The 24,973-nt window shown below is 35.0% G+C and carries 24 protein-coding genes; 19 read left to right on the top strand and 5 right to left on the bottom strand.

Annotation, left to right across the window (positions count from 1 at the left end; all coding sequences use genetic code 11):
- Positions 1 to 273 precede the first annotated feature (273 nt).
- The 5 genes from AC1DS7_RS07805 (at position 274) to AC1DS7_RS07785 (ending at position 3,621) form a co-directional block, all read left to right on the top strand.
- Positions 274 to 537, top strand: a complete 264-nt coding sequence (locus AC1DS7_RS07805; protein WP_002012161.1) for a CD3324 family protein — start codon at positions 274 to 276, stop codon at positions 535 to 537.
- A 155-nt stretch (positions 538 to 692) separates the two neighbouring features.
- A complete protein-coding gene (locus AC1DS7_RS07800) occupies positions 693 to 1,379 on the top strand; it encodes a DUF421 domain-containing protein (protein WP_002126773.1) in 687 nt (228 codons plus the stop codon).
- A 110-nt stretch (positions 1,380 to 1,489) separates the two neighbouring features.
- Positions 1,490 to 2,131, top strand: coding sequence for a FusB/FusC family EF-G-binding protein (locus AC1DS7_RS07795; protein ID WP_002012159.1), 642 nt, complete (start codon positions 1,490 to 1,492; stop codon positions 2,129 to 2,131).
- A gap of 164 nt (positions 2,132 to 2,295) precedes the next feature.
- Complete coding sequence (locus AC1DS7_RS07790) at positions 2,296 to 3,192, top strand: RCC1 domain-containing protein (RefSeq protein ID WP_016103128.1); 897 nt, start codon at positions 2,296 to 2,298, stop codon at positions 3,190 to 3,192.
- Between the two features lie 228 nt (positions 3,193 to 3,420).
- On the top strand, positions 3,421 to 3,621 hold the full coding sequence (locus AC1DS7_RS07785; protein WP_002141267.1) for a hypothetical protein: 201 nt from the start codon (positions 3,421 to 3,423) through the stop codon (positions 3,619 to 3,621).
- Between the two features lie 165 nt (positions 3,622 to 3,786).
- On the opposite strand, the gene msrA is transcribed toward AC1DS7_RS07785, so the two are convergent.
- Entirely contained in the window at positions 3,787 to 4,320 is a 534-nt protein-coding gene (gene msrA / locus AC1DS7_RS07780; protein WP_372488540.1) for a peptide-methionine (S)-S-oxide reductase MsrA, read from the bottom strand.
- Between the two features lie 247 nt (positions 4,321 to 4,567).
- On the opposite strand from msrA, the gene AC1DS7_RS07775 reads away from it, so the two are divergent.
- The 4 genes from AC1DS7_RS07775 to AC1DS7_RS07760 are packed head-to-tail and all read left to right on the top strand — an operon-like array spanning position 4,568 to position 9,680.
- Positions 4,568 to 6,196: a multicopper oxidase family protein gene (locus AC1DS7_RS07775; protein WP_476998889.1), complete on the top strand. Its 1,629-nt coding sequence runs from the start codon at positions 4,568 to 4,570 to the stop codon at positions 6,194 to 6,196.
- Between the two features lie 16 nt (positions 6,197 to 6,212).
- On the top strand, positions 6,213 to 7,457 hold the full coding sequence (locus AC1DS7_RS07770) for a copper resistance CopC/CopD family protein (protein ID WP_476998888.1): 1,245 nt from the start codon (positions 6,213 to 6,215) through the stop codon (positions 7,455 to 7,457).
- A 27-nt stretch (positions 7,458 to 7,484) separates the two neighbouring features.
- Entirely contained in the window at positions 7,485 to 8,975 is a 1,491-nt protein-coding gene (locus tag AC1DS7_RS07765; protein ID WP_002141272.1) for a sensor histidine kinase, read from the top strand.
- Positions 8,976 to 8,990: 15 nt separating this feature from the next.
- The gene (locus tag AC1DS7_RS07760) at positions 8,991 to 9,680 is read left to right on the top strand and encodes a response regulator transcription factor (RefSeq protein ID WP_002031197.1); all 690 of its coding nucleotides are present in this window, start codon (positions 8,991 to 8,993) and stop codon (positions 9,678 to 9,680) included.
- Between the two features lie 44 nt (positions 9,681 to 9,724).
- Here AC1DS7_RS07760 and AC1DS7_RS07755 read toward each other — a convergent pair whose 3' ends face one another.
- On the bottom strand, positions 9,725 to 10,483 hold the full coding sequence (locus AC1DS7_RS07755) for an SDR family oxidoreductase (protein WP_002141274.1): 759 nt from the start codon (positions 10,481 to 10,483) through the stop codon (positions 9,725 to 9,727).
- Positions 10,484 to 11,093: 610 nt separating this feature from the next.
- Here AC1DS7_RS07755 and ilvD point away from each other — a divergent pair.
- Together ilvD and ilvA are read left to right on the top strand one after the other, a co-directional pair.
- Positions 11,094 to 12,767 (top strand): dihydroxy-acid dehydratase, encoded by a 1,674-nt coding sequence (gene ilvD / locus AC1DS7_RS07750; protein ID WP_002012150.1) that lies wholly within the window; start codon positions 11,094 to 11,096, stop codon positions 12,765 to 12,767.
- A 32-nt stretch (positions 12,768 to 12,799) separates the two neighbouring features.
- Complete coding sequence (gene ilvA, locus AC1DS7_RS07745) at positions 12,800 to 14,062, top strand: threonine ammonia-lyase IlvA (protein WP_098778987.1); 1,263 nt, start codon at positions 12,800 to 12,802, stop codon at positions 14,060 to 14,062.
- 96 nt (positions 14,063 to 14,158) lie between these two features.
- Here ilvA and AC1DS7_RS07740 read toward each other — a convergent pair whose 3' ends face one another.
- Positions 14,159 to 14,386 carry a hypothetical protein gene (locus AC1DS7_RS07740; RefSeq protein WP_012260734.1) on the bottom strand — a complete coding sequence of 76 codons (228 nt, stop codon included), beginning with the start codon at positions 14,384 to 14,386 and terminating at the stop codon, positions 14,159 to 14,161.
- A 52-nt stretch (positions 14,387 to 14,438) separates the two neighbouring features.
- On the bottom strand, positions 14,439 to 15,542 hold the full coding sequence (locus AC1DS7_RS07735) for a CapA family protein (RefSeq protein ID WP_215588937.1): 1,104 nt from the start codon (positions 15,540 to 15,542) through the stop codon (positions 14,439 to 14,441).
- A 213-nt stretch (positions 15,543 to 15,755) separates the two neighbouring features.
- Here AC1DS7_RS07735 and AC1DS7_RS07730 point away from each other — a divergent pair, with 213 nt between their 5' ends.
- The 3 genes from AC1DS7_RS07730 (at position 15,756) to AC1DS7_RS07720 (ending at position 18,682) form a co-directional block, all read left to right on the top strand.
- A complete protein-coding gene (locus AC1DS7_RS07730; RefSeq protein WP_215588938.1) occupies positions 15,756 to 16,475 on the top strand; it encodes a DUF554 domain-containing protein in 720 nt (239 codons plus the stop codon).
- 15 nt (positions 16,476 to 16,490) lie between these two features.
- A complete protein-coding gene (locus AC1DS7_RS07725; protein ID WP_149190359.1) occupies positions 16,491 to 17,351 on the top strand; it encodes a GNAT family N-acetyltransferase in 861 nt (286 codons plus the stop codon).
- 116 nt (positions 17,352 to 17,467) lie between these two features.
- On the top strand, positions 17,468 to 18,682 hold the full coding sequence (locus AC1DS7_RS07720) for a multidrug efflux MFS transporter (protein ID WP_002086285.1): 1,215 nt from the start codon (positions 17,468 to 17,470) through the stop codon (positions 18,680 to 18,682).
- A 55-nt stretch (positions 18,683 to 18,737) separates the two neighbouring features.
- Here the strand turns inward: AC1DS7_RS07720 and AC1DS7_RS07715 are convergent, their stop codons facing one another.
- Positions 18,738 to 19,499 (bottom strand): DODA-type extradiol aromatic ring-opening family dioxygenase, encoded by a 762-nt coding sequence (locus AC1DS7_RS07715; RefSeq protein ID WP_002012144.1) that lies wholly within the window; start codon positions 19,497 to 19,499, stop codon positions 18,738 to 18,740.
- Between the two features lie 209 nt (positions 19,500 to 19,708).
- Here AC1DS7_RS07715 and AC1DS7_RS07710 point away from each other — a divergent pair, with 209 nt between their 5' ends.
- The 5 genes from AC1DS7_RS07710 (at position 19,709) to AC1DS7_RS07690 (ending at position 24,939) form a co-directional block, all read left to right on the top strand.
- Entirely contained in the window at positions 19,709 to 20,632 is a 924-nt protein-coding gene (locus tag AC1DS7_RS07710; RefSeq protein WP_002189191.1) for an alpha/beta fold hydrolase, read from the top strand.
- A gap of 56 nt (positions 20,633 to 20,688) precedes the next feature.
- Positions 20,689 to 21,294, top strand: a complete 606-nt coding sequence (locus tag AC1DS7_RS07705) for a pentapeptide repeat-containing protein (RefSeq protein WP_002031189.1) — start codon at positions 20,689 to 20,691, stop codon at positions 21,292 to 21,294.
- Positions 21,295 to 21,416: 122 nt separating this feature from the next.
- Positions 21,417 to 21,776 (top strand): YunG family protein, encoded by a 360-nt coding sequence (locus AC1DS7_RS07700; protein ID WP_002031187.1) that lies wholly within the window; start codon positions 21,417 to 21,419, stop codon positions 21,774 to 21,776.
- Between the two features lie 53 nt (positions 21,777 to 21,829).
- Positions 21,830 to 23,155: a bifunctional S-methyl-5'-thioadenosine deaminase/S-adenosylhomocysteine deaminase gene (locus tag AC1DS7_RS07695; RefSeq protein WP_012260737.1), complete on the top strand. Its 1,326-nt coding sequence runs from the start codon at positions 21,830 to 21,832 to the stop codon at positions 23,153 to 23,155.
- Positions 23,156 to 23,310: 155 nt separating this feature from the next.
- A complete protein-coding gene (locus tag AC1DS7_RS07690; RefSeq protein WP_215588939.1) occupies positions 23,311 to 24,939 on the top strand; it encodes a peptide ABC transporter substrate-binding protein in 1,629 nt (542 codons plus the stop codon).
- The last annotated feature ends 34 nt before the right edge of the window (positions 24,940 to 24,973 follow it).

Raw genomic sequence — 24,973 nt, 5'->3', positions numbered from 1 at the left:
AGTAACTTCGTGCTTTAAAAAGGATGTGGATGCAAGGGGAAGAAATTTATCATATAATAAAATGCAAAAGGTATATTAGGAGGTGTTTATATGGCGATTATAATTCAATTGCCAGACACTGCAGCGTCTCATGCAAAGCCAAGTATGGAAATGGCGATACTTTGCGTGGGGTAGACAAGTAATATACAATCGCCTAAATGAGCTCGTATCATTTTTTATATTTGGCTTTGCACCTTATTGAAATGAACCATAAAAAATAAGGGGCGAGCAGAAATGAAATACGTTAAAGCTGCGACGGTTTTACCAGAAAGTTTAATTGCTGAAATTCAAAAGTATATACAAGGTGAAACAATTTACATTCCAAAACAAGAAACAAAACATTATAAATGGGGTACACAATCTGGAGGAAGAAAACAACTAGATGAAAGAAACAAAGCTATTAAAGAAGCGTTTAAAAGTGGAATTTCCATTCATCAACTTGCGGAGGAGCATTTTCTTTCCGGAGAAACGATTAAAAAGATTGTGTATTCTAAATGAAAATAAAAGAGTCTAGTTCAATTATTAAATTGAACTAGACTCTTTTTGTTTTGTATCTATTGGATATGAATGGGCAAGATAATAGAAAAAATGTGCCGGCTTTTTACTAAATAGAATATAGAGCATTTGAGTGAAAAGCAGAAAGGTGAGCATATATGAATCATCTAGGACAAATAACGATAGAACTATTTTTTGGTTTTTTTGTGCTATTGATTGCTACTAAAATATTAGGGAAGACACAAATATCTCAGTTAACGCCATTTGATTTTATTTCTGCCATAGTTCTCGGAGAATTAGTAGGAAATACTATATATGATCCGGAAATAAAAGTATGGTCTATTTTATATGCAGTACTTGTATGGGTAGTGTTAATTTATACAATAGAAGTGATAACGCAAAAATTTAGGGGGACGAGAAGTTTTTTTGAAGGCTCTCCGTCAATCATTATCCGTAATGGATATATTGACCGGGAACAACTAAGTTCAAATCATTTGGATATTAATCAACTACAACAAATGCTAAGACAACAAAAAGATATATTTTCAATCCGAGAAGTTGAATATATGATTTTGGAACCTAATGGAAACATAAGTGTTCTGAAGAAAAGCAAATATGAATCTCCTACTATAAATGATTTAAGTTTAAAACATAAACCTGTATACTTACCGATTTCATTAATTAGTGATGGAAAAGTAGTGAAAGATAATTTGAGGGAAGCAGGTTTTGATGAAGGATGGCTTTATAAACAAATAAAGCAAAAAGGGATTACTAAATTTGAAGATGTATTATATGCAGAATGGAAAACAGATGATGGTTTCTTTTGTCAGGAAATGCCTCGGTAGAACATAGTCAGAGTATGTAATGTTCATTTCTAAGTTATCTTTTACATATCAAAAAGCTGAATCATTGTATACAATAAGACTAGATCAACAATTTGTATGGAGTGATAAAGATGGAAGCTTTTATTAGAAGTGATCAATATAATTTTATAAAATCACAAGCTTATATTTTAGCAAATGGGCACGCAACGGCAAATGATAGAGGTGTAATTCAAGCGTTAAAATCACTTGCGATTGAAAAAATAATACATGTATTTGAAAATTTAACAGATGAACAGAAAGAGTTAATTGATACGGTATTAACAGTTCAAAATAGAGAAGATGCAGAATCGTTTTTACTAAAAATAAATCCGTATGTCATTCCGTTTCAGGAAGTTACAGCGCAAACATTAAAAAAATTATTTCCTAAAGCGAAAAAATTAAAACTTCCTGATATGGAAGAACTGGACATGAAAGAATTATCTTATTTAAGCTGGATTGATAAAGGGTCAAGCAGGAAATTTATTATAGCGAAAAATGATAAAAATAAGTTTGTTGGTCTGCAAGGAACGTTCCAAAGTTTAAATAAAAAGAGCATTTGTTCATTATGTCATGGACATGAAGAAGTAGGGATGTTTTTAGTTGAAATTAAAGGTAATATACCAGGAACTTTCGTGAAAAAGGGAAACTATATTTGTAAAGATGGTGTAGCTTGTAATCAGAATATGAAATCTCTTGATAAATTGAATGATTTTATTGAACGATTGAAGAAATAAAGAAAAAACCTCTAGTATTTAAACTGGAGGTTTTTATTTTTTGAAGAAGTAGTAATAGGCTTTTTTTATAGCTGTAAATTTATAAAAAAAGTCGGGTCATTTATAATGAAATTAGATAAAAATATCTATTTGGATACAGTTGCTTATTTTGAAGGAGGTAAAACATGAATTACATTTCACCGAAAGAAGAGATATTAAAAATGAAACGGTGGCCTAAAGATACGATAGCGGCGGGGCGTGGTCATACTGTTGGTCTTAAATCGGATGGCACAGCGGTAGCAGTGGGGCGAAATAAAGAAGGAGAATGCAATGTAAGCAGCTGGTGTGATATTGAAGCAGTCGCTGCGGGCAATGTTCATATGGCGACGAACACTGGGAACGCTCATACAATCGCTCTTAAAAGTGATAATACTGTGGTAGCTGTGGGTTGGAATAAGCATGAACAATGTGATGTAAATGATTGGAATAATGTTGTAGCGGTTGCGGCAGGGTGGCGTCGTACCATTGGCCTTAAACCGGATGGCACAGTAATAGCAGTGGGGCGAAATAAAGAAGGAGAATGTAATATAAGTAGCTGGAGAGATATTGTGGCGGTCACGGCGGGTGACTGGCATACAGTCGGTCTTCAAATGGACGGCACAGTGACGACTGTGGGTAATAATCGATATGGCCAATGCAATGTAAGTGGATGGCGTGGTATGGTGGAGTTGGCGGCAGGTTATCTTCATACTGTTGGTTTGAAATCGGATGGCAAAGTGATGGCAGTGGGTAATAATAAACTTGGTCAATGTGATGTAGGCAGCTGGAAAGATATTATGGCAATAGCAGCTGGTACGAATCATACAATCGGACTTAAATCAGACGGTACCGTGGTGGCAGTTGGCTGGAATGAGTATGGTCAATGTAATGTAAGCGATTGGCGTGATATTGTAGCGATAGCGGCGGGTTGTGCGCATACGGTCGGTCTGAAATTAGATGGCACGGTGGTAGCAGTAGGTGATAATACATACGGTCAATGCGATGTAGGTAGTTGGCGCAGTATCCGATTGCCCGGTAAATAGTTTTTAATAACTATTTGTTGATAGATAATTTACAATAAATCACTAGTAATATTATTCTGTTTTAGGAGTAATTATGGAATAGGATATGTAGATAAGAATCCCTTTTTAAAAGAGGTTCTTATTCTTTTTTCGTAAAATGAGTGTCTAAATGGAATTTTTGAACAAACTTTATTTCAAAGCTACAGTAGAAAGTATAAATTACAAATAAAGCATAGGAGAGCTGAAGAAATGCTTAAAAAGTTTTTGCTTTCTTTACCGGATGTTTTACTTGTATGCATTGTTATCTACATAACATACACAACTACTCTTAGTTTTGTACAGATGTTAGTAATTTCAATTGCAATCGGAATCGTCGGTGGTTTTGTTATAAGAATTTGTAAGGATGTATTCACGTATATAAGGTGGACAATTAAACAGAGGAAATCTTGAATACGTTGTATTGCTATTAGGAGGAGAGGAAATGACTAAGAAAAAAGTAGAGTGAAAAATGAAATAGCACTTTGGACATTAACAGCGGTTGTTCTCATCATTGTATGGTACTTTTTTCAAAGATAAAAATGCATCGTATTTAAAAGGTACGATGCATTTTTATTATTATTTTTGCCAATTTTCTTTTATAAAGTCTTCACGGCCAGATTCTTTTTGCTCAGTAGCATATTTCTCTGGATTCTTTTTATAGAAATGCTGGTGGTATTCCTCTGCTTCATAAAAAGGTGCAGCTGAGCGAATTTCAGTCACAATAGGACCTTTAAACATACCGCTTTCTGCTAGAGTTTGCTTTGATTTTTCTGCAAGCTCTTTTTGTGTTTCATTATGATGAAAAATTGCTGTGCGGTAAGATGGACCACGATCGAAAAATTGTCCGCCGTCATCAGTTGGATCAATTTGTGGCCAATATAAATCTAGTAATTTTTGATAAGGAAAAATAGAAGGATCGAATGTAATTTGTACAACTTCTAAATGTCCAGATGTTCCAGTTTTTACTTGTTCGTATGTTGGGTTTTCTACATGACCACCTGCATAGCCGGAAAGTACTTTTTGAATACCGGGAAGCTCATCAAATGGTTTTACCATGCACCAAAAACAACCGCCTGCGAAGGTTGCGAGTTCGTATGCTTTTTCAGACATTGCTGTAATCCTCCTAAATATATATGTTTTATACAGTATTATATAAAATGTTTTATTGCGCAATAAAAAAGATTTAGAAGTGAATAAAAATTGAAATATATTTCTTTATAAAGTCTTTAAAATTCCTTCAAAGTTTCTTTTTTTCTGAGTGTTATGATGTAAATCGAAGTGAATATGTGAGGTGATAGGCAATGAATCCACGTATGAAAATTAATAGTTTACAACAAAAAATGAAAGAGAGACTAATATGAAAAAGGAATTTATACAAAGTGATTTAAGAAATATATTGATTGCGGCATGCTTACTATTAGGGTTAGTTATTTTTGGATATTTTTTAATTAATAATTACCCAGGTACAAATGAAAAAAAGAAGTTAAGAGACGTAACATCTACTTCAGAATCAATTACATCTCTTACGAATTCAGATGCAGAAAATAGGGTTACAAAAACTTTTAATATTACGGCGAAAGTAGCAAGTGTAGATTTGGGAAATGGGAAAAAGGTAGATGCATGGACCTTTGATGGAACATCACCGGGTACTCAAATTCGAGTTAAACAAGGTGAACGTATTGTTGTAAATTTGAAAAATGAATTGCCAGAACCCGTTACAATCCATTGGCACGGATTAGATGTTCCTGCGGCGGTAGATGGTGTTCCAGGTGTTACGCAAAATGCTATAAAACCAGGTGAAACATATACATACGCATTTAATGCTGATCAGGTGGGGACATATTGGTATCATTCACATCAAAAAAGTGCAATACAAACGGAACGGGGACTATTTGGAACCATTGTTATTGAACCGAATAAACCAGCTGTAAAATATGAAAAGGATTATACAGTGGCGATCCATGAATGGAAAACAGGAGCCATAAAAACCGGTAAGCATAATGGCGAACAAGATAAAGATTGGGATAGCTATCCTAGCAATCATATTCGAAATGAAAAGGCGCAAACTTTAGAAGGACCGTTAATGATGCCAAGTAATGATCAACTCAAAGATTTATCTGATGAAGATGATTACGATGTATTTACATTAAATGATACAAGTGAGGGACTACGATTGGATGCAAAACCAGGTGAAACAGTACGCCTTCGCTTAATTAATGCTGGGAATAATACGCATTTAATGACATTAGTTGGGGCGCCATTTCAAATTATTGCATTAGATGGTCGTGACATAAAAGGTGGGGACGAGCTAGATAAAGCAATTCTTCCGATGGGAGCTGCACAACGTTATGACCTTGTTTTTAAAATGCCAGAAACAACGAGTGTAAAACTTATTAATGTTGATCCATCTAAGAAAATGAATCGAATGTTAACGACGACTATTGGGAACGGTTCTTTGCCGAAAAAACCTGTTGATATAAAGAGTTATCCATGGTTTGACTTTACGAAATATGGAGAAAAAGAAGTTGGCAAGTTTACGATAGATTCAAAGTTTACAAAAGTCTATGATATGGATTTGGCAGAAGGTGTGAAAGATGTAAATGGACAAGAAAAATGGGTGTATACGATTAATGGAAAGACATCACCTGACATTCCACCAATTAAAGTAGAGAAAGGGGATAAAGTTAAGATTCGATTTAAAAATAAGGGGGAAGAAATTCATCCAATGCATTTGCATGGACACACATTCCAGGTTATTTCTAAAAATGGTAAACCAATGGAGGGAAGTCCGATTTACTTAGATACAGTTAATGTTTTTCCGGGAGAAGAATATGAAATTGCTCTAGAGGCAAATAATAGTGGACTATGGATGGTTCATTGTCATCATCTCGTTCATGCGGAAAAAGGAATGCATACGATGATGAATTATGAGGGGGTAACTACTCCGTTTTCTACAGGAGATCACGCGGGTAATCATCCAGAATAATAATACGGAGGTTTTCATGCTTTATAGAATGATAGTATTTATTGTAATAAGTACAAGTATATTTTTATTTTCTCATAGTAGTGTATTTGCTCATACAAGTGTTGTAGGAGCCACCCCTAAAGAGGGTGAGGTTCTTACAGTACAACCGGAACAGATTATTCTTGAATTTAGTGAACCAGTTGCGGGAAATGTAGTTAATATTGAATTGCTAGATGCAAGTGCAAAGAGAGTGCAAGTATCAAAGGTTGAAATATTAGATAACCCAGCAAAAATAAAAGTGAAAATACCAAACTTAAATAATGGTACTTACACAGTAAGGTGGTCTATGATTTCTGCAGACGGACATCCGAGTGAGGGAGGCTATCCCTTTTCAATTGGAGAAGAAGTACAAACTAATGTAGTGGTAGAGGAAAATGCGAGTGGGAGTGGCTCAGTATTTTCAGATGTTATGATAGTAACACTACGCTATATTGTAGAGGGAATGATTTTAATTGGAGCAGGAGTAAAGTGGCTCGATATGTTTGTAAAGCGTTATAGATTACCTTCCATATTGCAAAGAATGAAGAATATGAAAAAGATTTTTTTCTCTATACTTGTAATAGGATTAATAGCCGAATTAATAGTGTATAAGTCAATTATTCCGAAGGAGAGTTTACTTATTCATTCGCCATTTTCAGTTATTATTATGATTCAACTGCTATTATTGATTCTTATGTCTTTGCGGCATATGGGGAACGAATGGTATGCGCTAATTTGGGGATTTCTTGTTGCGAGTTTTTCTTTCACAGGTCATGTATGGATTACTAATCCAAATTGGGCAGCAGTTATAATTAGAATGGTCCACGTAATGAGTATTGCAGTGTGGCTAGGAGCACTTATTTATTTAGCTCTTGTTATAGCGTGGACAACATTATACAAAATTACATTTGATCAAAAGAGTTTCCGTAAGCATTTTAGCATTATTGCTGGTACTTCATTTATTCTAGCATTTCTTTCTGGGGAATTAATTGTGTTTTTACAGACGAGGAATTGGGTACTTTTTAATTTTAATTCAATATGGACGAACCTTTTAAATATAAAGATTTTTACTGTATGTATAATTACAATTGTAGCATGGAGACAAACGAAAACATGGGGTAACGATATCGGAACAGTTAATCGCCGTTTATTGCTCTTAGAAATTGTTCTAGCTATACTCGTATTATTAGCTGGTATTTGGATGAGTCAAGTTTCGTTTCCGGTGAATTCTGTAACTAGCTAAAATTATAATGTTCATAGGAGTTCTGTAATGTCAATCCGTATTAGATTGCTGTTGTCGTATGTTGCGATGGTAATTATTCCAATCGTTTTTTGCGGTATAGCAGTTATGTTAATTAGTGTTACTTTATTTGGTGATATTCGTATTGCAAAAGCAATCATTGGTCTTGATCAAAATAGTCATTCTCTCATTGATAAAGAGCAGGAGGGAGCTATTCGTACAAAAGAAGATGAAGATGATATTTTTAGTAGGTTGAAAATTCTTTCATCGTATGCTCCAGATAAATTGGAGGATATAAATTTTTTAAAGGAAACTGATAAAGAATTAAATGATAATCAAGCAGGATTACTAATTCGAAAAAATGATGAGCTTAAATATTCATCCCCATATTTTAAAATCTCTTCGTTTGATAAATACCTACCCGCATTTGAAACGGAAGGACAAAGAAAGGGAATGGATGTGAAAATAGAGGGTAATTCTTTTTACTATAAGCAATTTGATTACTACGATGAAGAGAAGGATAAGGTTAGTATTTTTGTATTTGAGTATGTAAATCCTTTAGAAGAAATGATTAGAGAATTTTTCCCGTATTTCGTATTCTCTTTAATACTTGGGTTAATTATTACGAATGGAATATTAACATATTTTATATCACGGAGTATTATTAAACCATTGCATTCATTAAAGCAGGCAACGGAAAGAATTCAAAAGGGTGATTTAGATTTTCAAGTAAAGCCACTTGCGAAAGATGAAATAGGTGAATTAAGTTTATCGTTTGAAGAGATGCGTGGCAGGTTGAAGGAATCGGTCGAGTTGCAAATGCAATATGAAAAGAATCGTAAAGAGTTGCTTTCAAATATTTCTCATGATTTACGGACGCCAATAACGGCTATTAAAGGTTATGTACAAGGAATTAAAGAAGGTATCGCTCGAACTCCAGAACAATTAGATAAATATTTAACGATTATTTATCATAAAGTGTTTGATATGGATCAATTAATTGACGAGCTTTTTCTCTTTTCAAAACTTGATTTGAAAGAGGAACCGTTTCAATTTGAAGAGGTTGAAATTAATCAATACTTATCTGATTGTATAGAAGAACTACAGCTTGAATTGCAAGATAAGGGAATTGCAGTGAGTTGGGATGCTCAAAAGGATACTTCTATTTTGGTAAAAGGTGATCGTGAAAAATTACGTCGTGTTATTACAAATATCATTTGGAATAGTGTGAAGTATATGGATAAAGAAGAAGGATATATAGGAATTCGCATGACCGAATCTATTGATTATGTAACGATTTACATAAAAGATAATGGGATAGGAATAGAGGAGAAGGCGATGCCTTATATATTTGAAAGATTTTATCGTGCAGATCATTCTAGAAATTCTAAAACGGGTGGAAGCGGACTTGGTTTGTCAATTGCACATCAGATTATCACACAACATGGTGGTGATATTTGGGTAGAAAGCAAAAAAGGTAAAGGAACGACGCTGGCATTTACATTACAAAAAATCAATTAGAAAAAGGAGAGCATCTTGAAAAGAATTTTAATTATTGAAGATGAAGCTATTATAGCAGAGTTAGAAAAGGATTATTTAGAGGTTGCGGGGTATACAGTAGATATTGATTACTCTGGCGAAAAAGGTTTACAAAGAGTTCTTCTGGAGGATTATGACTTGTTAATTTTAGACATAATGTTACCGGGAATAGATGGATATGAAATTTGTAAACAAGTTCGATTGAAAAAGGACATACCAATACTTATGGTGTCCGCAAAACAAGAGGAAATCGATAAAATTAAAGGGTTAGGTTTTGGAGCAGATGATTATATTATAAAACCATTTAGCCCAAGTGAAATGGTGGCGCGTGTAAACGCTCATCTAGCCCGTTATGATCGTTTAACAGGGAAGCGAGAACAAATAAAAGATGAAATTCGTATTCGAGGATTGCTTATTGATAAATCGGCACGACGTGTATTTATAAATGGAACTGAGGTCATGTTAACAGGAAAAGAATTTGATTTATTAACTTGTATGGCGGAACATCCAAACCAAGTATTTAGTAAAGATCGTCTCTTTGAAACTGTCTGGGGGATGGATGTAATTGGTGATGCAGCAACGGTTGCTGTACATGTGAAAAATATTCGTCAAAAAATTGAACTCGATCCATTTGATAAATCATACATTGAAACAATTTGGGGAGTAGGATATCGTTTTACACACTAATAAAAAAGCCAGCATTTTTGCTGGCTTTTTTATTGTAAATGAATTTACAAACAAGATCCTCCGCTAACATCAATCAATTGTCCAGTAACCCAGCGACTATCAGGAGAAGCGAGAAATGCAGCAGTGTCGGCAATGTCTTCTACTTCACCTAATCGATTGAAAGCTGAAATGTTAGTAGCATATTGTTTCATCATTGGATCGCTCAAGAGTTCCGCATTCATATCTGTTTTAATGAAGCCTGGAAGTATTGCATTTACAGTAATACCTCGTGCGCCAAGTTGTTTTGCTAGAGTGAAAGTCATTGTGTTAATTGCACCTTTCGTCATACTATATGCAACGAAATCAGGTAAAGAAATGCGAGTTGCGGCTGATGAGATATTAACAATCCGGCTATTGTCACGTAAACGCGGTAGAGCTTGTTGGATGATGAAGAATGGTGCTTTTGCATTTACTGAAACGATTCTATCAAAAAATTGTTCAGTCGTTTCTTCAATAAAAGCACCAGGTCCAATTCCAGCGTTGTTTATTAAAATATCAAATTCCGTTCCACCAGTTCGCTTTTGCAATTCAGTATCTAAAGAATTATATAGGTTTTCTACACCGTGTAAAGATTCAAGATTTGCACCGATAGAAAAAGCTGATCCGCCATTTGATTGAATTTCATGAACAGTTTCTTCAGCATCTTCTTTTCGGTTACCATAATGAACAGCAACTAATGCACCATCGTTTGCTAAACGTTTTGCGATAGCACGTCCGATTCCTCGGCTTGCTCCAGTAACTAATGCTATTTTACCTTTTAACATAGTTCCCTCATCTCCTCATGAAATTTTTATATGTTTTAAGTTGTTTTTCTTTATGTAGAAAAGCAAACATACTTAAGTAATATATGAGTACGTGTAAGAAGTTCATTCCAATTTTGTTTTGAGAAAAATAAACAACCTTTTAGTGTATGAATTGAACTTTAAAAATGAATTTTTAAAAAAATGTTGACAATGAAAAGAACAAAGTCCTATAATACGTTTAACAAATAAAAGTCAATTATGAATTTTCAGACTTTATATTATGTATATGCAAAGAAGAGGAAAGTAGATGATTATGATCGTTTCAGAGAGCTACTCCAAGGCTGCGAGAGTAGTAAGCATCTAATCATTGAATATCACCTCGGAGCATCGCTTGCGAAAGGGAAACTGAGTAGAGGGCGGCGGTATCGTCTCCGGTAAAAGGACGGGGGTCTGGTTGGACCTACAAAGCTTATATTTCGTGAGAAGTGTAAGGAAGCTGAGTGGTAACGCGAAACTCTCGCCTCAGCAATCAAAGCTACTATTAAGTAGTAGTTGATTGCTGAGGTGAGAGTTTTTATTTTAAAAAATAGATTAAGTAAGAGAAAAAATGTGTAAGAAGGGATTTGACAAGATGAGAAGTGACATGATTAAAAAAGGTTTTGATAAAGCTCCGCATCGTAGTTTATTAAAAGCAACTGGTTTGAAAGATGAGGATTTTGATAAACCGTTTATTGCGATTTGTAATTCTTTTATTGAAATTATTCCAGGGCATAAGCACTTGAACGAGTTTGGGAAACTTGTTAAAGAAGCCGTTCGTGCGGCAGGCATGGTGCCATTTGAATTTAATACAATTGGAGTAGATGACGGTATTGCGATGGGTCATATCGGTATGCGTTATTCGCTTCCGAGTCGTGAAATCATTGCAGATTCAGTAGAAACGGTTGTAAATGCACACTGGTTTGATGGAATGATTTGTATTCCAAACTGTGACAAAATTACACCAGGTATGATGATGGCTGCACTTCGAATAAACATTCCAACTGTTTTCGTTTCAGGTGGTCCGATGGCAGCGGGGAAAACATCTAAAGGGGAAGTTGTCGATTTAAGTTCTGTTTTTGAAGGGGTAGGAGCCTATCAATCTGGGAAAATTTCAGAAGAAGAATTAAAGGATATTGAAGATCATGGCTGTCCATCTTGTGGTTCTTGTTCCGGTATGTTTACAGCGAACTCTATGAACTGTTTATGTGAAGTGTTAGGTTTAGCTCTTCCTGGTAACGGGAGTATTTTAGCGATTGATCCAAGACGTGAGGAGTTAATTAAACAAGCAGCAGAAAAATTAAAAATTTTAATTGAAAGAGATATTAAACCACGCGACATTGTAACAGAAGAAGCAATTGATGATGCGTTTGCACTTGATATGGCGATGGGTGGATCAACGAATACAGTATTACACACGTTAGCACTAGCACAAGAGGCGGGGTTAGATTACGATATGAACCGCATTGATGCAGTTTCAAGGCGTGTACCGCATTTATGTAAAGTAAGTCCAGCTTCTAATTGGCATATGGAAGATATCGATCGCGCAGGCGGGATTAGTGCAATTTTGAAAGAGATGAGCCGAAAAGAAGGGGTACTTCACCTTGATCGTATAACTGCTACTGGGCAAACATTAAGAGAAAACATTGCTCATGCAGAGATTCAAGATAAGGAAGTTATTCATTCTCTAGAAAATCCTCATAGTGAAGAAGGAGGATTACGTATATTAAAAGGAAACCTTGCGAAAGACGGAGCGGTTATTAAAAGCGGAGCAACAGAAGTAAAACGATTTGAAGGACCTTGCGTTATTTTTAATTCACAAGATGAGGCGCTTGCCGGCATTATGCTTGGGAAAGTTAAGAAAGGAGATGTAGTTGTTATTCGCTATGAAGGACCAAGAGGCGGACCTGGTATGCCGGAAATGTTAGCACCAACATCAGCAATTGCTGGTATGGGATTAGGAGCAGATGTTGCACTTTTAACTGATGGTCGCTTCTCTGGTGCTTCACGTGGTATTTCGGTAGGGCACATTTCACCAGAAGCAGCAGCTGGCGGAACGATTGCACTTCTTGAACAAGGAGATATTGTATGTATTGATGTTGAGGAACGCTTGTTAGAAGTGAGAGTTAGTGATGAGGAATTAGAGAAGCGTAAAAAAGGGTGGAAACGACCAGAACCAAAAGTGAAAACTGGGTGGCTTGGACGTTATGCACAAATGGTAACATCGGCGAATACAGGTGCAGTTCTGAAAATCCCGAATTTTGATTGAGCCAATATAAAAAGAGATAAGGATGATATAAAATGGTGCAAAATGTAAAGGAGAGAGTGAAAATTGAAGATATCTTAATGGCTCATAATTGCATGAAAGATATCGTTATTAAAACACCGTTACAACGAGATTCAGTTTTATCTGAGAAATATGAATGTGACGTATATGTTAAGCGAGAAGATTTACAAGTTATTCGTTCTTTCAAAATTCGTGGTGCGTATAATTTAATTCAAAGTTTACCGAAAGAAAAGTTACAAAATGGTGTTGTTTGTGCAAGTGCTGGTAATCATGCACAAGGAGTTGCTTATACGTGTAATTTATTGAAGATTCCGTCAAAAATTTTCATGCCGACAACGACACCTAAGCAAAAAGTATCACAAGTTGAATTTTTCGGTGGTGATTTCGCAGACATTGTATTAGTTGGTGATACATTTGATAGTTCTTTCCAAGAGGCGCAGCGCTATTGTGTAGAAAATAGGATGACATTTGTACATCCGTTTGATGATCCGTATGTCGTTGCTGGTCAAGGAACAGTCGCTGTTGAAATTATGCATGATATGGAGAAACCAGTTGATTATATATTTACAGCAATTGGCGGTGGTGGATTAGCATCTGGTATTGGTACATATGTAAAGGGGGTTAGTCCTACTACAAAGGTAATCGGTGTAGAACCGATGGGAGCTGCATCTATGAAAGAAGCTTTTCTTCAAAATGAAAATGTTGCATTAGATAAGATTGATAGTTTTGTTGATGGTGCAGCAGTTAAGAAGGTAGGAAAGTTAACATTTGAAACGTGTAAAGATGTAATTGATGACATTGTTTTAGTACCGGAGGGAAAGGTTTGTACAACGATTTTAGAACTGTATAAGAAAAATGCGATTGTAGCAGAGCCAGCTGGTGCGCTTTCTATTGCGGCACTTGATCTATACAGAGATGAAATAAAGGGAAAAACAGTTGTATGCACGTTAAGTGGTGGAAATAATGATATTGATAGAATGCAAGAAATGAAAGAACGATCCCTTATTCATGAAGGATTAAAGCACTATTTCATCATTGAATTTCCGCAACGTTCAGGAGCACTACGAGAGTTTCTTGATAAAGGATTAGGACCGGAAGATGATATTACTCGCTTTGAGTATATTAAGAAACATAATAAAGAAAATGGTCCAGCTTTAGTGGGGGTAGAATTAAAGCATAAGGAAGACTATGAAGCTTTAATTACTCGTTTTCAAGAAAATAACATTCAATTCGTGGAGCTTAATAAAAATCCTGTGCTGTTTGATTTACTTATTTAATAAAAGAAAAGAGTTAACATACAATTCTACTTGAAATAAAAAAGATAGATACAGGAGGGAAATCCTGCTTGTTCTATCTTTTTTATTCTTTGAAAGTTAAACGAAATACGCTCCATATTCAAGAAGGATAAAGCTAGTTAACCAAAAAAGTATTGCAATACGAATGATTACATACATTGTAAATTCAAAGGGAGTAAGTTTTCTCTCTCGCTTTATTTTTCTTAGAAGTCTAACAGAAAAAAATGAACATAAAAGCAGGATCGCTATAGATATTTTATACACGTTTTCTAACAGACTTATATTTTCTAATAAGTTTTTCAGCATATTCATCACCTATCCCGTAATGTATGTTACAGAGAAATGAATTTCGTGCTGTTTAGTTGCGTTTGTTTATTATTTTCCCAGTATCATCAATTTCTACATCAGTTGAAACCGTTTGTAAATATTGCAGTGCTTTTTTCTTTTCTTCTTCATTTACAGGAGAAACTTGGTTGTTGCGAATGATGTAAGGATTGAATGACATTTGGACATCCTTACCTTTAAAGGTTAAAGTTAATACGCCTGTTTCGGCACTCTTTCCATTTACATAATTCGGGAATAAAAAGTTTCCTAACGAGTATGCGATAGGAACTTTATTGTAATACTCAAATCCTTGTAACCAATGCGGGTGACTTCCAACGATTGCATCAGCACCCGCCTCTACCATTTTTGGAACATATTGTTTCTGGTATTCTATTGGACGATTAGATTTTTCGACGCCCCAATGCATATAGACGATTACATAATCAGCATCTTTCTTTTGCTCTTGAATCGTTTTTGTTACAAGATTTAGGTCATATCCGTTTGCAACGCCGGGTTTATTGTCACCAGCTACCCAATTAAAGTTGGGCATAAAGCGTACAAAGGAAAGAAATTTAAACTTTTTTCCTTTTACAGTTAGTTCACGAGCAGTATAAGCATCTTCAGCATTTTTTCCGGCTCCAGTGTAAGGTAGTTTTAATTTTTCGACGTGAGAAATGGTGTCTAGTAGTCCATCTTGCCCATAATCAAGCGTATGGTTATTGCCAATGTTCACGATGTCATATCCGGTGTTTTTAATGGCTTGTAGAGTGGATGGATCACTTTTAATCCAAAATTGTTGCCCAGGTACTCTTTTTTCTCTCGTTGTAAATGCTGACTCTAAATTAACAAAAGAAATATCAGCTTTCGTTATTTCTTCTTTTACGTGTTGGAATGGATAATCAGCCCCATTTTTTTCGATTACGGGACGTAATTGCCAATCGAACATTGTATCACCAGAGAAGGTGAGTGTGATTTCAGGGTCTTCGGTTTTCTTTTCGCTTTTTGAAGCTGTTTTACTAGATTTGTTTTGCATATCAGGTTTGTCTTTCGCTTTTGAAATAAAAGAGTAGTTGATTAATAAAACAATTGGTGTAATGAAAAAGGCTATTAACAGAAATCGTTTTAGTAAAGTTTTCATAAATACCTTCCCTTTTGAGTTTATCCCGCAATTAGATTAATAATGAATCTACTAAAGGCAATCGATCTTTGTATAGTTACAAAAAAATAGCGGGTTATGTAGTGAAAAACGTTTGTTAATATTCACAATATTACGTTAACATATAGGTAACCTGTAAATCAATGTATAAACCAAAATATAGAAATAAAGAATTCGAAGGGTGAAGAATGAGAAATGGTTATATTAGGAGCAGTTGTAAATGGGATTTGTATTATATTTGGTACTTTACTTGGTAAATTATTTAGTGTGATTCCAGAAAGTATGAAGGGAACAATTATGCATGCAATTGGTTTAGCGGTTACTGTACTTGGACTTCAAATGGCATTAAAAAGTGAAAATTTTCTTGTTGTCATACTAAGTTTAGTTATTGGTACGGTAATCGGAGAATGGCTACAATTAGAAGAAAGGTTAAAACTGTTAGGGGATTGGCTAGAAAATAAAGTTGGATCGAAAGGGAAAGGGAGCATATCAGAAGGCTTTGTAACAGCCACGCTTATTTTTGCAATCGGAGCGATGGGGATACTTGGTGCATTGGACAGTGGGATTCGCGGAAATCATGATATTTTATTTACAAAGGCGATTATCGATGGATTCATTTCTATTATATTAACGACAACTCTAGGAATTGGAGTGGTATTTTCAGCAATTCCAGTGATTTTATATGAGGGAGGTATTGCAGTTTTTGCAACACAAATTAATAGTTTTGTACCAGAGAAATTAATGAATCAATTTATAGTTGAAATGACAGCAACTGGTGGTATTATGATTTTTGCAATTGGATTAAACTTACTTGGATTCATTAAAATTAAAGTAGCAAATTTACTTCCAGGGATATTAGTAGTTGGAATAATTGTTTCAATTATATATATTTACGGCTTGATATCAAGTTATTAGGGGGAAGGGATGTATATGGAGGAATTTCAATTTACAAAACGTGCACATAAAATATTGGAGATTGCAACGCGAGAGGTTGAGTGTAATAAAGGTATTATTCATCCTATGCATCTATTTATAGGAGCTTGTAAGGAAGGTAATGGAGTTTGCGCGGAGTTACATATGTATTTATTTCACACGGTGGGTATGGATTTTTTAGCAAAAATATCATTGCTCCAACAATATTATGCAAATGAAATAGAATACATAAATGTTGGGGAGTTTAAAGTTTCAAATAAGACGATAGAAGTTTTACAAGTAGCAAAGAAACGGATGGACCGTTTTCAGCAAGTATTAATAAATGAAGGGCATGTTTTATATGCACTGTTTCAAGTTGATACAGTTATTGAAAAGGTTATAAGTAAAAACGTGCAAAAAGAGCTGTTGAGTATTACATCTGAGTCAAGAGACTTAACCGTTGATTTAAAAAGATTTAATCCTATTTATAATAATTTTAATGTTAGAAGAGCTGTCTTTTCTGATTTTGAAAAGTTGGCACGTTTTGTTAAGGATGAATTTGGTGAACGTTGGTTAAAATCTTTAGATTATGGATTTCGGACATATAAAGAGGAGTTACCTATTTTTATTGCTGAGCAGGAAGGAGCAATCATTGGTTTCGCTTGTTACGATGTTGTGAGAGGAAAAAAAGGGTTGTTTGGCCCGATGGGTACAGCGAAACATAATCGTGTGAACGGTGTTGGGAAGACGTTATTGAATCATTGTTTATATAACATGAAGAAAAGCGGATATGATTATGCAATTATAGGACAAGCAGGTCCGATTGAGTTTTATGAGAGGTGCTGTAATGCACGTTTAATACCCATAGGAGATAATTAACTCTATCCCTTTGCAAAGAATGCAAAGGGATAGAGTTTTATTATGTATAAATCAAATTACTAAACTTTTTCCAGGAAACGGTGTAGAATGGGTATCTAATGAAAGAAGGTGTGAAAATGGCCAGCTGGAAACGAAATTTAATGATTTGTTGGCTAGGTTGTTTTACCACTGCAGCCGGTATGAGTTTAGTAATTCCTTTTTTATCTTTTTATATTGAGGAATTAGGAGTGACTGGCACTTCTAGTATTGCACAGTGGTCGGGACTTGCATTTGGTGTAACATTTTTAATGGGTGCGATCGTATCACCGATATGGGGAAAGCTCGGTGATATACATGGACGGAAATTGATGCTTATACGTGCTAGCCTTGGTATGGCGATAATTATGACGCTTATGGGGTTTGTGACAGATGTGTATCAATTAGTCGCACTTCGGTTTTTAATGGGATCGGTATCAGGTTTCCTTTCTACAGCGATGACACTTATTGCTGCAGAAACTCCGCAAGAACATTCAGGTTGGGCAATTTCTACAATTTCAACTGGAGGCGTGAGCGGTTCATTACTTGGGCCGATACTCGGAGGTTATTTGTCAGAGTTAATTGGAATGCGCCATGTTTTTCTAGTTACAGGAGCTTTCTTATTCCTTTCCTTTCTTATCGTCTTTTTCTTCTTACATGAGGAGAAACATTCTGCTAAAGAAAAAAAGGCACAGCCGAAGAAAGTATGGACGATGGTCCCTGCAAAACATTTAATAATAAGTTTATTTGTAGCAACGTTTATTATTCAGCTTGCAAATATGTCGATTCAACCTATTATTACGTTGTATGTAAAGCATTTGGCAGGACCAGGAACAGATCATATTGAAATGCTTGCAGGTGCAGTCATGTCTGCGACAGGATTAGCAGTTATTTTAGCAGCTCCTAAGCTAGGAAGATTATCAGATCATATTGGACCTCAAAAAACGTTAGTTGTAGCGTTGTTTGCTGCAGGAATTATTTTTATTCCGCAAGCATTTGTAACCTCAGCTTGGCAACTATTAATTCTTCGCTTTTTATTAGGTATTGCACAAGCAGGACTATTACCTTCCGTACAAACTCTACTAAAACAACATACGCCAACCCATGTAACGGGACGAATATTTGGATATAATCAATCATTTCAGTTTTTAGGAAATATGATTGGGCCAGTACTTGGTGGACAAATTGCAGCTCATGCAGGCTTCCAATATGTTTTCTTCTCTACATCATCACTATTATTTATTGCGTGCATTTGGGTTTATTTTCATAGTAAGAACGAAGAGGTATCAGAGAAACGACATTTGGAAGTTAGTTAACTATGTGAATGAAAAACAGAAAAAGGATGAAGCAATATTGCTTCATCCTTTTTCATTAAAATTGAAGGCAAAGATAACTTAATGTACCAAGCTCGTAGCTACGGTGAATGACCGTACCGTCGTTCTCACCACTACCCATCGCGATAAATAGAGGAACAAAATGTTCCGCTCTTGGTACAGCTAATTGTGCATGAGGAGCATTTCTTTCCCAGTTAAACAATGCATCTTTATCGCTAGTATGCATATGATTTATAATCCAATCATCAAATTCAATCGCCCATTGTTCCGGAGTTGTTTCATTCCATTTTAATGCTCGTAAATTATGAACAGTAACTCCGCTGCCGATTACTAAAATATCTTCTTGTCCAAGTCCTTTTAGTGCTTCTCCAATTTCAAATTGTTCTTTTGCAGGAAGGAATGGATTTACTGATATTTGTACGACAGGAATATTGGCTTCTGGGTACATACGATGCAGGAGTGTCCATGAGCCATGATCTAAACCTCTCGTCATATTATGATGGACTGGAATGCCTTTGTTTTTAAATTTTGTTTCTAGCATAGACGCAATGCTAGAAGAGCCTTTCGCATGATATTTGATTTCGTATAACTCAGGAGGAAAACCTCCAAAGTCATAAATTGTTTCATATACTTCATCTGAAGAGGAGATCGTTAATACTTCACTTTCCCAGTGAGCGGTAAAAATAACAATAGCTTTCGGTTTATATGTTTCTCCAAGTGTCTTTAAAAAGCGTGTATAGTCTGTATCTTGAATAGCAAGCATAGGTGATCCATGTGCTAAAAATAGTGAGGGCATCATGATTAAAACCTCCTAAAAATATATTAATTACTTTATGTAAGTAACTATATAATTTTATTTTAAATTCGTCAAGATAATAGTTTAATATGTAATCGGAAAAATAGATCATTTGTCATAATGAAAGCAATTGCATATAATACATAATAAGAATAATGAATGTTTATTCATTATAAAAAAAGATATACATAATAGATTTGGAGGCTGTCGGAATGAGCATACAGGAAAATTTCGTTACGGCATTGGATAAATCGGAAATTTACTTGCGTAAATGGTTACCAGAAGGAAATCCGCGGGGAATTGTTCAAATTGCACATGGTATGACAGAACATGCAGGTGTTTATACAGAATTTATTGATGCTTTATTAGAAGCAGGATATGGTGTTTATGCTCATGATCATAAAGGGCATGGAAAAACAGTGAAAAGGGAAGAAGACTATGGTCATTTTGAACCAAATGTAGGTTGGAATCAGGCTGTGTCTGATGTTATCTTTGTTTCGGAAATGATAAAAGAAGAGCAGACATGCCCGTTATTTTTACTTGGACATAGTATGGGTTCTTTTTTATCAAGACGTGCTGTACAACTTAAAGGTGAATTATATGATGGATTCCTTATTTCAGGAACTGGTGGAAATCCAGGGCTTTTAGGAAGTATCGGTCATAAAGTAGCGACAATTGAGATGAAACTTCGCGGAAAGAAAACGAAAAGTCCGATGCTGAACTTCTTATCTTTCGGAAACTTCAACTCACACTTTAAGCCAAATCGTACGAAATTTGATTGGTTATCTTCAGATATTCATCAAGTTGATAATTATATTGCGGATCCGTTATGTGGATTCATTTGCACGACTAGTTTTTACCGAGAATTGTTTCATGGAGTTCTAGAAGTAAATAAAATAGAAGAATACAAGAAGACACCAAAAAATCTTCCAATACATATATTCTCTGGTGATCGTGATCCTGTTGGGGATATGGGGAAAGGTGTAAAAGAAGTATACGAAAACTATAAAAAATGTGGTGTGAAAGATGTAACACTTCGTTTATATGAAAATGGTAGACATGAAATGTTCCATGAAGTGAATAGAGAAGATGTATTTCAAGATTTGATTTCATGGTTAGATGAGCATATTGTATAAGAAGAAACCTCACTTCATGCTGAAGTGAGGTTTTTTGAAAAATTGGAGGATTGATTATGAGTGAATTTGTAAATAAAGAATATGTAGAAATAGATTTTCAAGATGTCTGGATAAAAGACGAGGAATTGAAAAATTGTACCTTTATAAAATGCCGTTTTAGAGGGATAGATGCATCAGAAGTTTTTACTAAAAATTGTAATTTCATAGAATGTGATTTTACTGGTACTCTTTTTAATGCTTCTATCCATCAAGGAACTACGTTTGCTAATTGTAGGTTTTTTGGTGCGAATTTATTTGTATCTAAGTTTGAAGAATGTAAAATGACTGGTTCGGATTTCGAAGAGGCGAATTTAGACGGAATAACAATTATATCAGGCGATTGGTCATATACGAATTTAAGGTTTGCAAACTTAAGTAAACAAATGTTAAAGGGTATTCGTTTAATTGAAGCTGACCTATATGAATGTAATTTAGAAAAAGCAGATTTGCGTGAAGCGGATTTAACGGGCGCACAATTAGGTAAGGTGAAACTTAGTGGGGCGGATTTAAGAGGAGCTGTAGTTGATAGAGTTGATTTTAAAGCTTTTGATTTAAAAAACGTGAAATTAGATATAGCGCAGGCGGTTGCAGTTGCGAGATGTTATGGAGCAAAGGTGAATTAAATCATTTGTAACACCGTTCAATATATTGAACGGTGTTACAAATAGTAATGATTTTTAAAAATTGCCTTTTACCGCTTTTATAATATGATGTGTGAAATTGCTAATGTCAGGAGATGCTGAATATGGATAGCATAAAGATTAAACAACTATATGAAGCATTAAGAAAATCTTGGTCAATAGAAACGAGTTCTAAGTGGACGAGCGAAAGCCCAGCAAAGGGACAATGTGGTGTAACGGCCCTTATTGTCCAAGAATTGTGCGGGGGAGAGATAATAAAGACGAAGATAGGTGAAGTATGGCATTTCTACAATAAAGTAGATGGGAAAAGGTATGATTTTACTAGGACCCAATTTCATGAAACATTAAACTATATGGACATGAAGTCGAGCCGTGAAGAAGCATTTGCAGATACAAATGAAAAACAATATAGCATTTTGAAGGAAAAGACAACGAAAAAATTAAAATTATCTTTTGACTCTTAATCTTCAATAAGTTACTATAATGGTGGTAACTAATTAAAGGGAACTTCATAGAGTTGAAAGGGGAAATACTTTTGAAAACAACTTATGTAAACGCTACAATTGCAACGATGAATGAACAAAATGAAGTGATAGAAAATGGATATATCATTGTAGAAAATGATCAAATTATAGATGTAAATAGCGGAGAATTCGCTAACGATTTTGAAGTAGATGAAGTAATTGACATGAAAGGAAAGTGGGTTTTACCAGGGCTTGTCAATACACATACACATGTTGTTATGAGCCTTTTGAGAGGTATCGGAGATGATATGTTATTGCAGCCATGGCTTGAGACGAGAATTTGGCCACTTGAAAGTCAGTTTACGCCAGAGCTTGCGGTCGCTAGCACGGAATTAGGATTACTTGAAATGGTGAAAAGTGGTACAACATCATTCTCTGATATGTTTAATCCTATTGGAGTAGACCAAGATGCAATTATGGAAACGGTATCAAGGAGTGGAATGCGTGCTGCTGTTTCAAGAACTTTATTTAGCTTCGGAACGAAAGACGATGAAAAGAAAGCAATTGAAGAAGCTGAGAAATATGTGAAGCGTTACTATAACGAAAGTGGTATGTTAACTACGATGGTTGCACCGCATAGTCCATATACATGTTCCACAGAACTGTTAGAAGAGTGTGCTCGTATTGCAGTAGAAAATCAAACGATGGTTCATATTCATCTTTCTGAAACAGAGCGTGAAGTACGTGATATTGAAGCACAGTATGGGAAGCGTCCAGTAGAATATGCAGCAAGTTGCGGATTGTTTAAACGCCCAACAGTTATTGCGCACGGTGTAGTATTAAATGAAAATGAGCGTGCATTTTTAGCAGAACATGATGTTCGAGTAGCTCATAATCCAAATAGTAATTTAAAACTAGGTTCTGGTATAGCGAATGTAAAAGCGATGCTAGAAGCAGGAATAAAAGTAGGAATTGCAACAGATAGTGTGGCGTCTAACAACAATTTAGATATGTTTGAAGAAATGCGTATAGCGACTTTATTACAAAAAGGTATTCATCAAGATGCAACAGCATTACCAGTTGAAACAGCTCTTTCACTTGCGACGAAAGGAGCAGCTGAAGTAATTGGTATGAAACAAACGGGATCACTTGAGGTTGGTAAGTGTGCTGATTTTATTACGATTGATCCATCTAATAAGCCACATTTACAACCGGCAGATGAAGTGTTATCACATCTTGTGTATGCAGCTAGTGGAAAAGATATAAGCGATGTAATTATTAATGGTAAACGTGTCGTTTGGAATGGTGAATGTAAAACATTAGATGAAGAGCGTATTATATTCGAAGCAAGTCGTTATAAACGAGGTTTACAAAGATAGGTATTTATATATCAGTTGAGAAAGCTATCCTCTTTTAAAAGGATAGCTTTTTTCTTGAACGAATAAATATTCAAAAAAATGTCGCATCTTTCTGTTAGTATTTCTGCTATAATATATAACGTTTTACAATATTATATTTTTAAGGAGAACAACTCATGAAGCGAAAAAAGAGCCATTTAATGGTAATGGCACTTGTTACAACTTTATTATTAACAGCTTGTAATAATAAAGCGAATAAAAGTGACACAGAGGCAAAAAAACAAGTATTAAATGTAACGGTATCAGAAGAAATTCCTTCTCTTGATACTGCGAAAACGATGGATGGTACGTCAGCGCACGTTATGCAAAACATATTTGAAGGGTTGTATGTATTAGATGATCAAGATCAGCCTATTCCAGCAGTAGCAAAATCGTTTGAAAGAAGTGAAGATGGTAAAAAATATACATTTGATTTGCGTAAAGATGCAAAATGGTCAAATGGAGACAGTGTAACAGCCAATGATTTTATGTTTGCGTGGAGACGTGCAGTTAACCCTGAAACGGCATCTCAATATGCATACATGCTCTTTTATTTAAAAAATGCGAAAGAAATAAATAAGGGAACAATGCCTCTTGATGAACTTGGGGTTAAAGTCATAAATGATTATAAGTTAGAAGTTGAACTAGAACAGCCAATTCCGTATTTTTTACAGTTGTTAGCGTTACCTATATACTTACCACAGCACGAATCATTTTTAAAAGAACAAGGAAAGAATTATGCATTGGAACCTAGTAATCTCATATATAACGGTCCATTTGTATTAGAGAAGTGGAAGCATGAACAAGAATTTCAATTAAAGAAAAATGATACATATTGGGATAAAAAGAAAGTGAAATTAGAAGAAATAAACTTTCAAATTGTGAAGGATACAATGACAGCAGTAAATTTATATGAAGCTGGCGATTTGGATCGAGTACCAATTAATTCTCAATTTGTAGACAAGTATAAAGGGAATAAGCAATTGCATATGTCGAGCGATCCTGGAATTGCAATGCTCCGTTTTAATGAAAAAAATAATGCGTTAGCAAATAAGAAAGTGCGTCAGTCTATCTCATTAGCGTTAAATAAAGAAGATTTTGTAGCTCACTTTATTAATAACGGGGCAAAACCTGCAAGTGGACTTGTACCAGTTGGTCATATAAATGAAGCGACTGGCAAAGATTTTAGAAAAGAAAACGGAGATATTTCTCCATACGACTTACAAAAAGCGAAAAAGATTTGGGAAGAAGCGAAAAAAGAACTTGGAGTAGAACAAATAAAACTCGAGTTTTTAACGTTTGAACAAGATAACGCAAAACGTATGGCGGAATATATAAAAGGTGACTTAGAGAAGAATTTGCATGGATTAACGATACAAATTAAACAACAGCCATTTAAGCAAAAGTTACAATTAGAACAAACAGGTGATTACGATATATCTATGGTAAATTGGGGACCAGATTATAAAGATCCAATTAGTTATTTAGAGCTATTTACGACAAGTAATCCAAATAATAAAATGAATTATTCTAATCCTCATTACGATGAGCTAATAAAAAAAGCTAAAAATGATCTTATACTAGATCAAAAGAAAAGATGGGAAGCGTTGCGAGGAGCTGAGCAGGTCATATTAGAGGATGCTGCGGTAGCACCGCTTTATCATATTGGTTCCGCTTATGTACAAAAGGATTATGTAAAAGGAATTGAAAAGCATCAATTTGGTGGCGTTTATACTTATAAGAATGCTTATATCGATAATAAGTAAAACTATTAATCAAAAAAGAAACCTTACTTTTAAA

The organism is Bacillus sp. P4_E1 (genome assembly GCF_056401715.1).
The sequence above is the reverse complement of the archived record's forward strand: the minus strand, read 5'-3'. Positions and strand labels throughout refer to the sequence as shown.

Excerpts from the sequence above, each read along its gene's own strand:
- AC1DS7_RS07805 (WP_002012161.1), top strand. The coding sequence starts at position 274 with ATGAAATACGTTAAAGCTGCGACGGTTTTACCAGAAAGTTTAATTGCT.
- AC1DS7_RS07800 (WP_002126773.1), top strand. The coding sequence starts at position 693 with ATGAATCATCTAGGACAAATAACGATAGAACTATTTTTTGGTTTTTTT.
- AC1DS7_RS07795 (WP_002012159.1), top strand. The coding sequence starts at position 1,490 with ATGGAAGCTTTTATTAGAAGTGATCAATATAATTTTATAAAATCACAA.
- AC1DS7_RS07790 (WP_016103128.1), top strand. The coding sequence starts at position 2,296 with ATGAATTACATTTCACCGAAAGAAGAGATATTAAAAATGAAACGGTGG.
- AC1DS7_RS07785 (WP_002141267.1), top strand. The coding sequence starts at position 3,421 with ATGCTTAAAAAGTTTTTGCTTTCTTTACCGGATGTTTTACTTGTATGC.
- msrA (WP_372488540.1), bottom strand. The coding sequence starts at position 4,320 with ATGTCTGAAAAAGCATACGAACTCGCAACCTTCGCAGGCGGTTGTTTT.
- AC1DS7_RS07775 (WP_476998889.1), top strand. The coding sequence starts at position 4,568 with ATGAAAAAGGAATTTATACAAAGTGATTTAAGAAATATATTGATTGCG.
- AC1DS7_RS07770 (WP_476998888.1), top strand. The coding sequence starts at position 6,213 with ATGCTTTATAGAATGATAGTATTTATTGTAATAAGTACAAGTATATTT.
- AC1DS7_RS07765 (WP_002141272.1), top strand. The coding sequence starts at position 7,485 with ATGTCAATCCGTATTAGATTGCTGTTGTCGTATGTTGCGATGGTAATT.
- AC1DS7_RS07755 (WP_002141274.1), bottom strand. The coding sequence starts at position 10,483 with ATGTTAAAAGGTAAAATAGCATTAGTTACTGGAGCAAGCCGAGGAATC.
- ilvD (WP_002012150.1), top strand. The coding sequence starts at position 11,094 with ATGAGAAGTGACATGATTAAAAAAGGTTTTGATAAAGCTCCGCATCGT.
- ilvA (WP_098778987.1), top strand. The coding sequence starts at position 12,800 with ATGGTGCAAAATGTAAAGGAGAGAGTGAAAATTGAAGATATCTTAATG.
- AC1DS7_RS07740 (WP_012260734.1), bottom strand. The coding sequence starts at position 14,386 with ATGCTGAAAAACTTATTAGAAAATATAAGTCTGTTAGAAAACGTGTAT.
- AC1DS7_RS07735 (WP_215588937.1), bottom strand. The coding sequence starts at position 15,542 with ATGAAAACTTTACTAAAACGATTTCTGTTAATAGCCTTTTTCATTACA.
- AC1DS7_RS07730 (WP_215588938.1), top strand. The coding sequence starts at position 15,756 with ATGGTTATATTAGGAGCAGTTGTAAATGGGATTTGTATTATATTTGGT.
- AC1DS7_RS07725 (WP_149190359.1), top strand. The coding sequence starts at position 16,491 with ATGGAGGAATTTCAATTTACAAAACGTGCACATAAAATATTGGAGATT.
- AC1DS7_RS07720 (WP_002086285.1), top strand. The coding sequence starts at position 17,468 with ATGGCCAGCTGGAAACGAAATTTAATGATTTGTTGGCTAGGTTGTTTT.
- AC1DS7_RS07715 (WP_002012144.1), bottom strand. The coding sequence starts at position 19,499 with ATGATGCCCTCACTATTTTTAGCACATGGATCACCTATGCTTGCTATT.
- AC1DS7_RS07710 (WP_002189191.1), top strand. The coding sequence starts at position 19,709 with ATGAGCATACAGGAAAATTTCGTTACGGCATTGGATAAATCGGAAATT.
- AC1DS7_RS07705 (WP_002031189.1), top strand. The coding sequence starts at position 20,689 with ATGAGTGAATTTGTAAATAAAGAATATGTAGAAATAGATTTTCAAGAT.
- AC1DS7_RS07700 (WP_002031187.1), top strand. The coding sequence starts at position 21,417 with ATGGATAGCATAAAGATTAAACAACTATATGAAGCATTAAGAAAATCT.
- AC1DS7_RS07690 (WP_215588939.1), top strand. The coding sequence starts at position 23,311 with ATGAAGCGAAAAAAGAGCCATTTAATGGTAATGGCACTTGTTACAACT.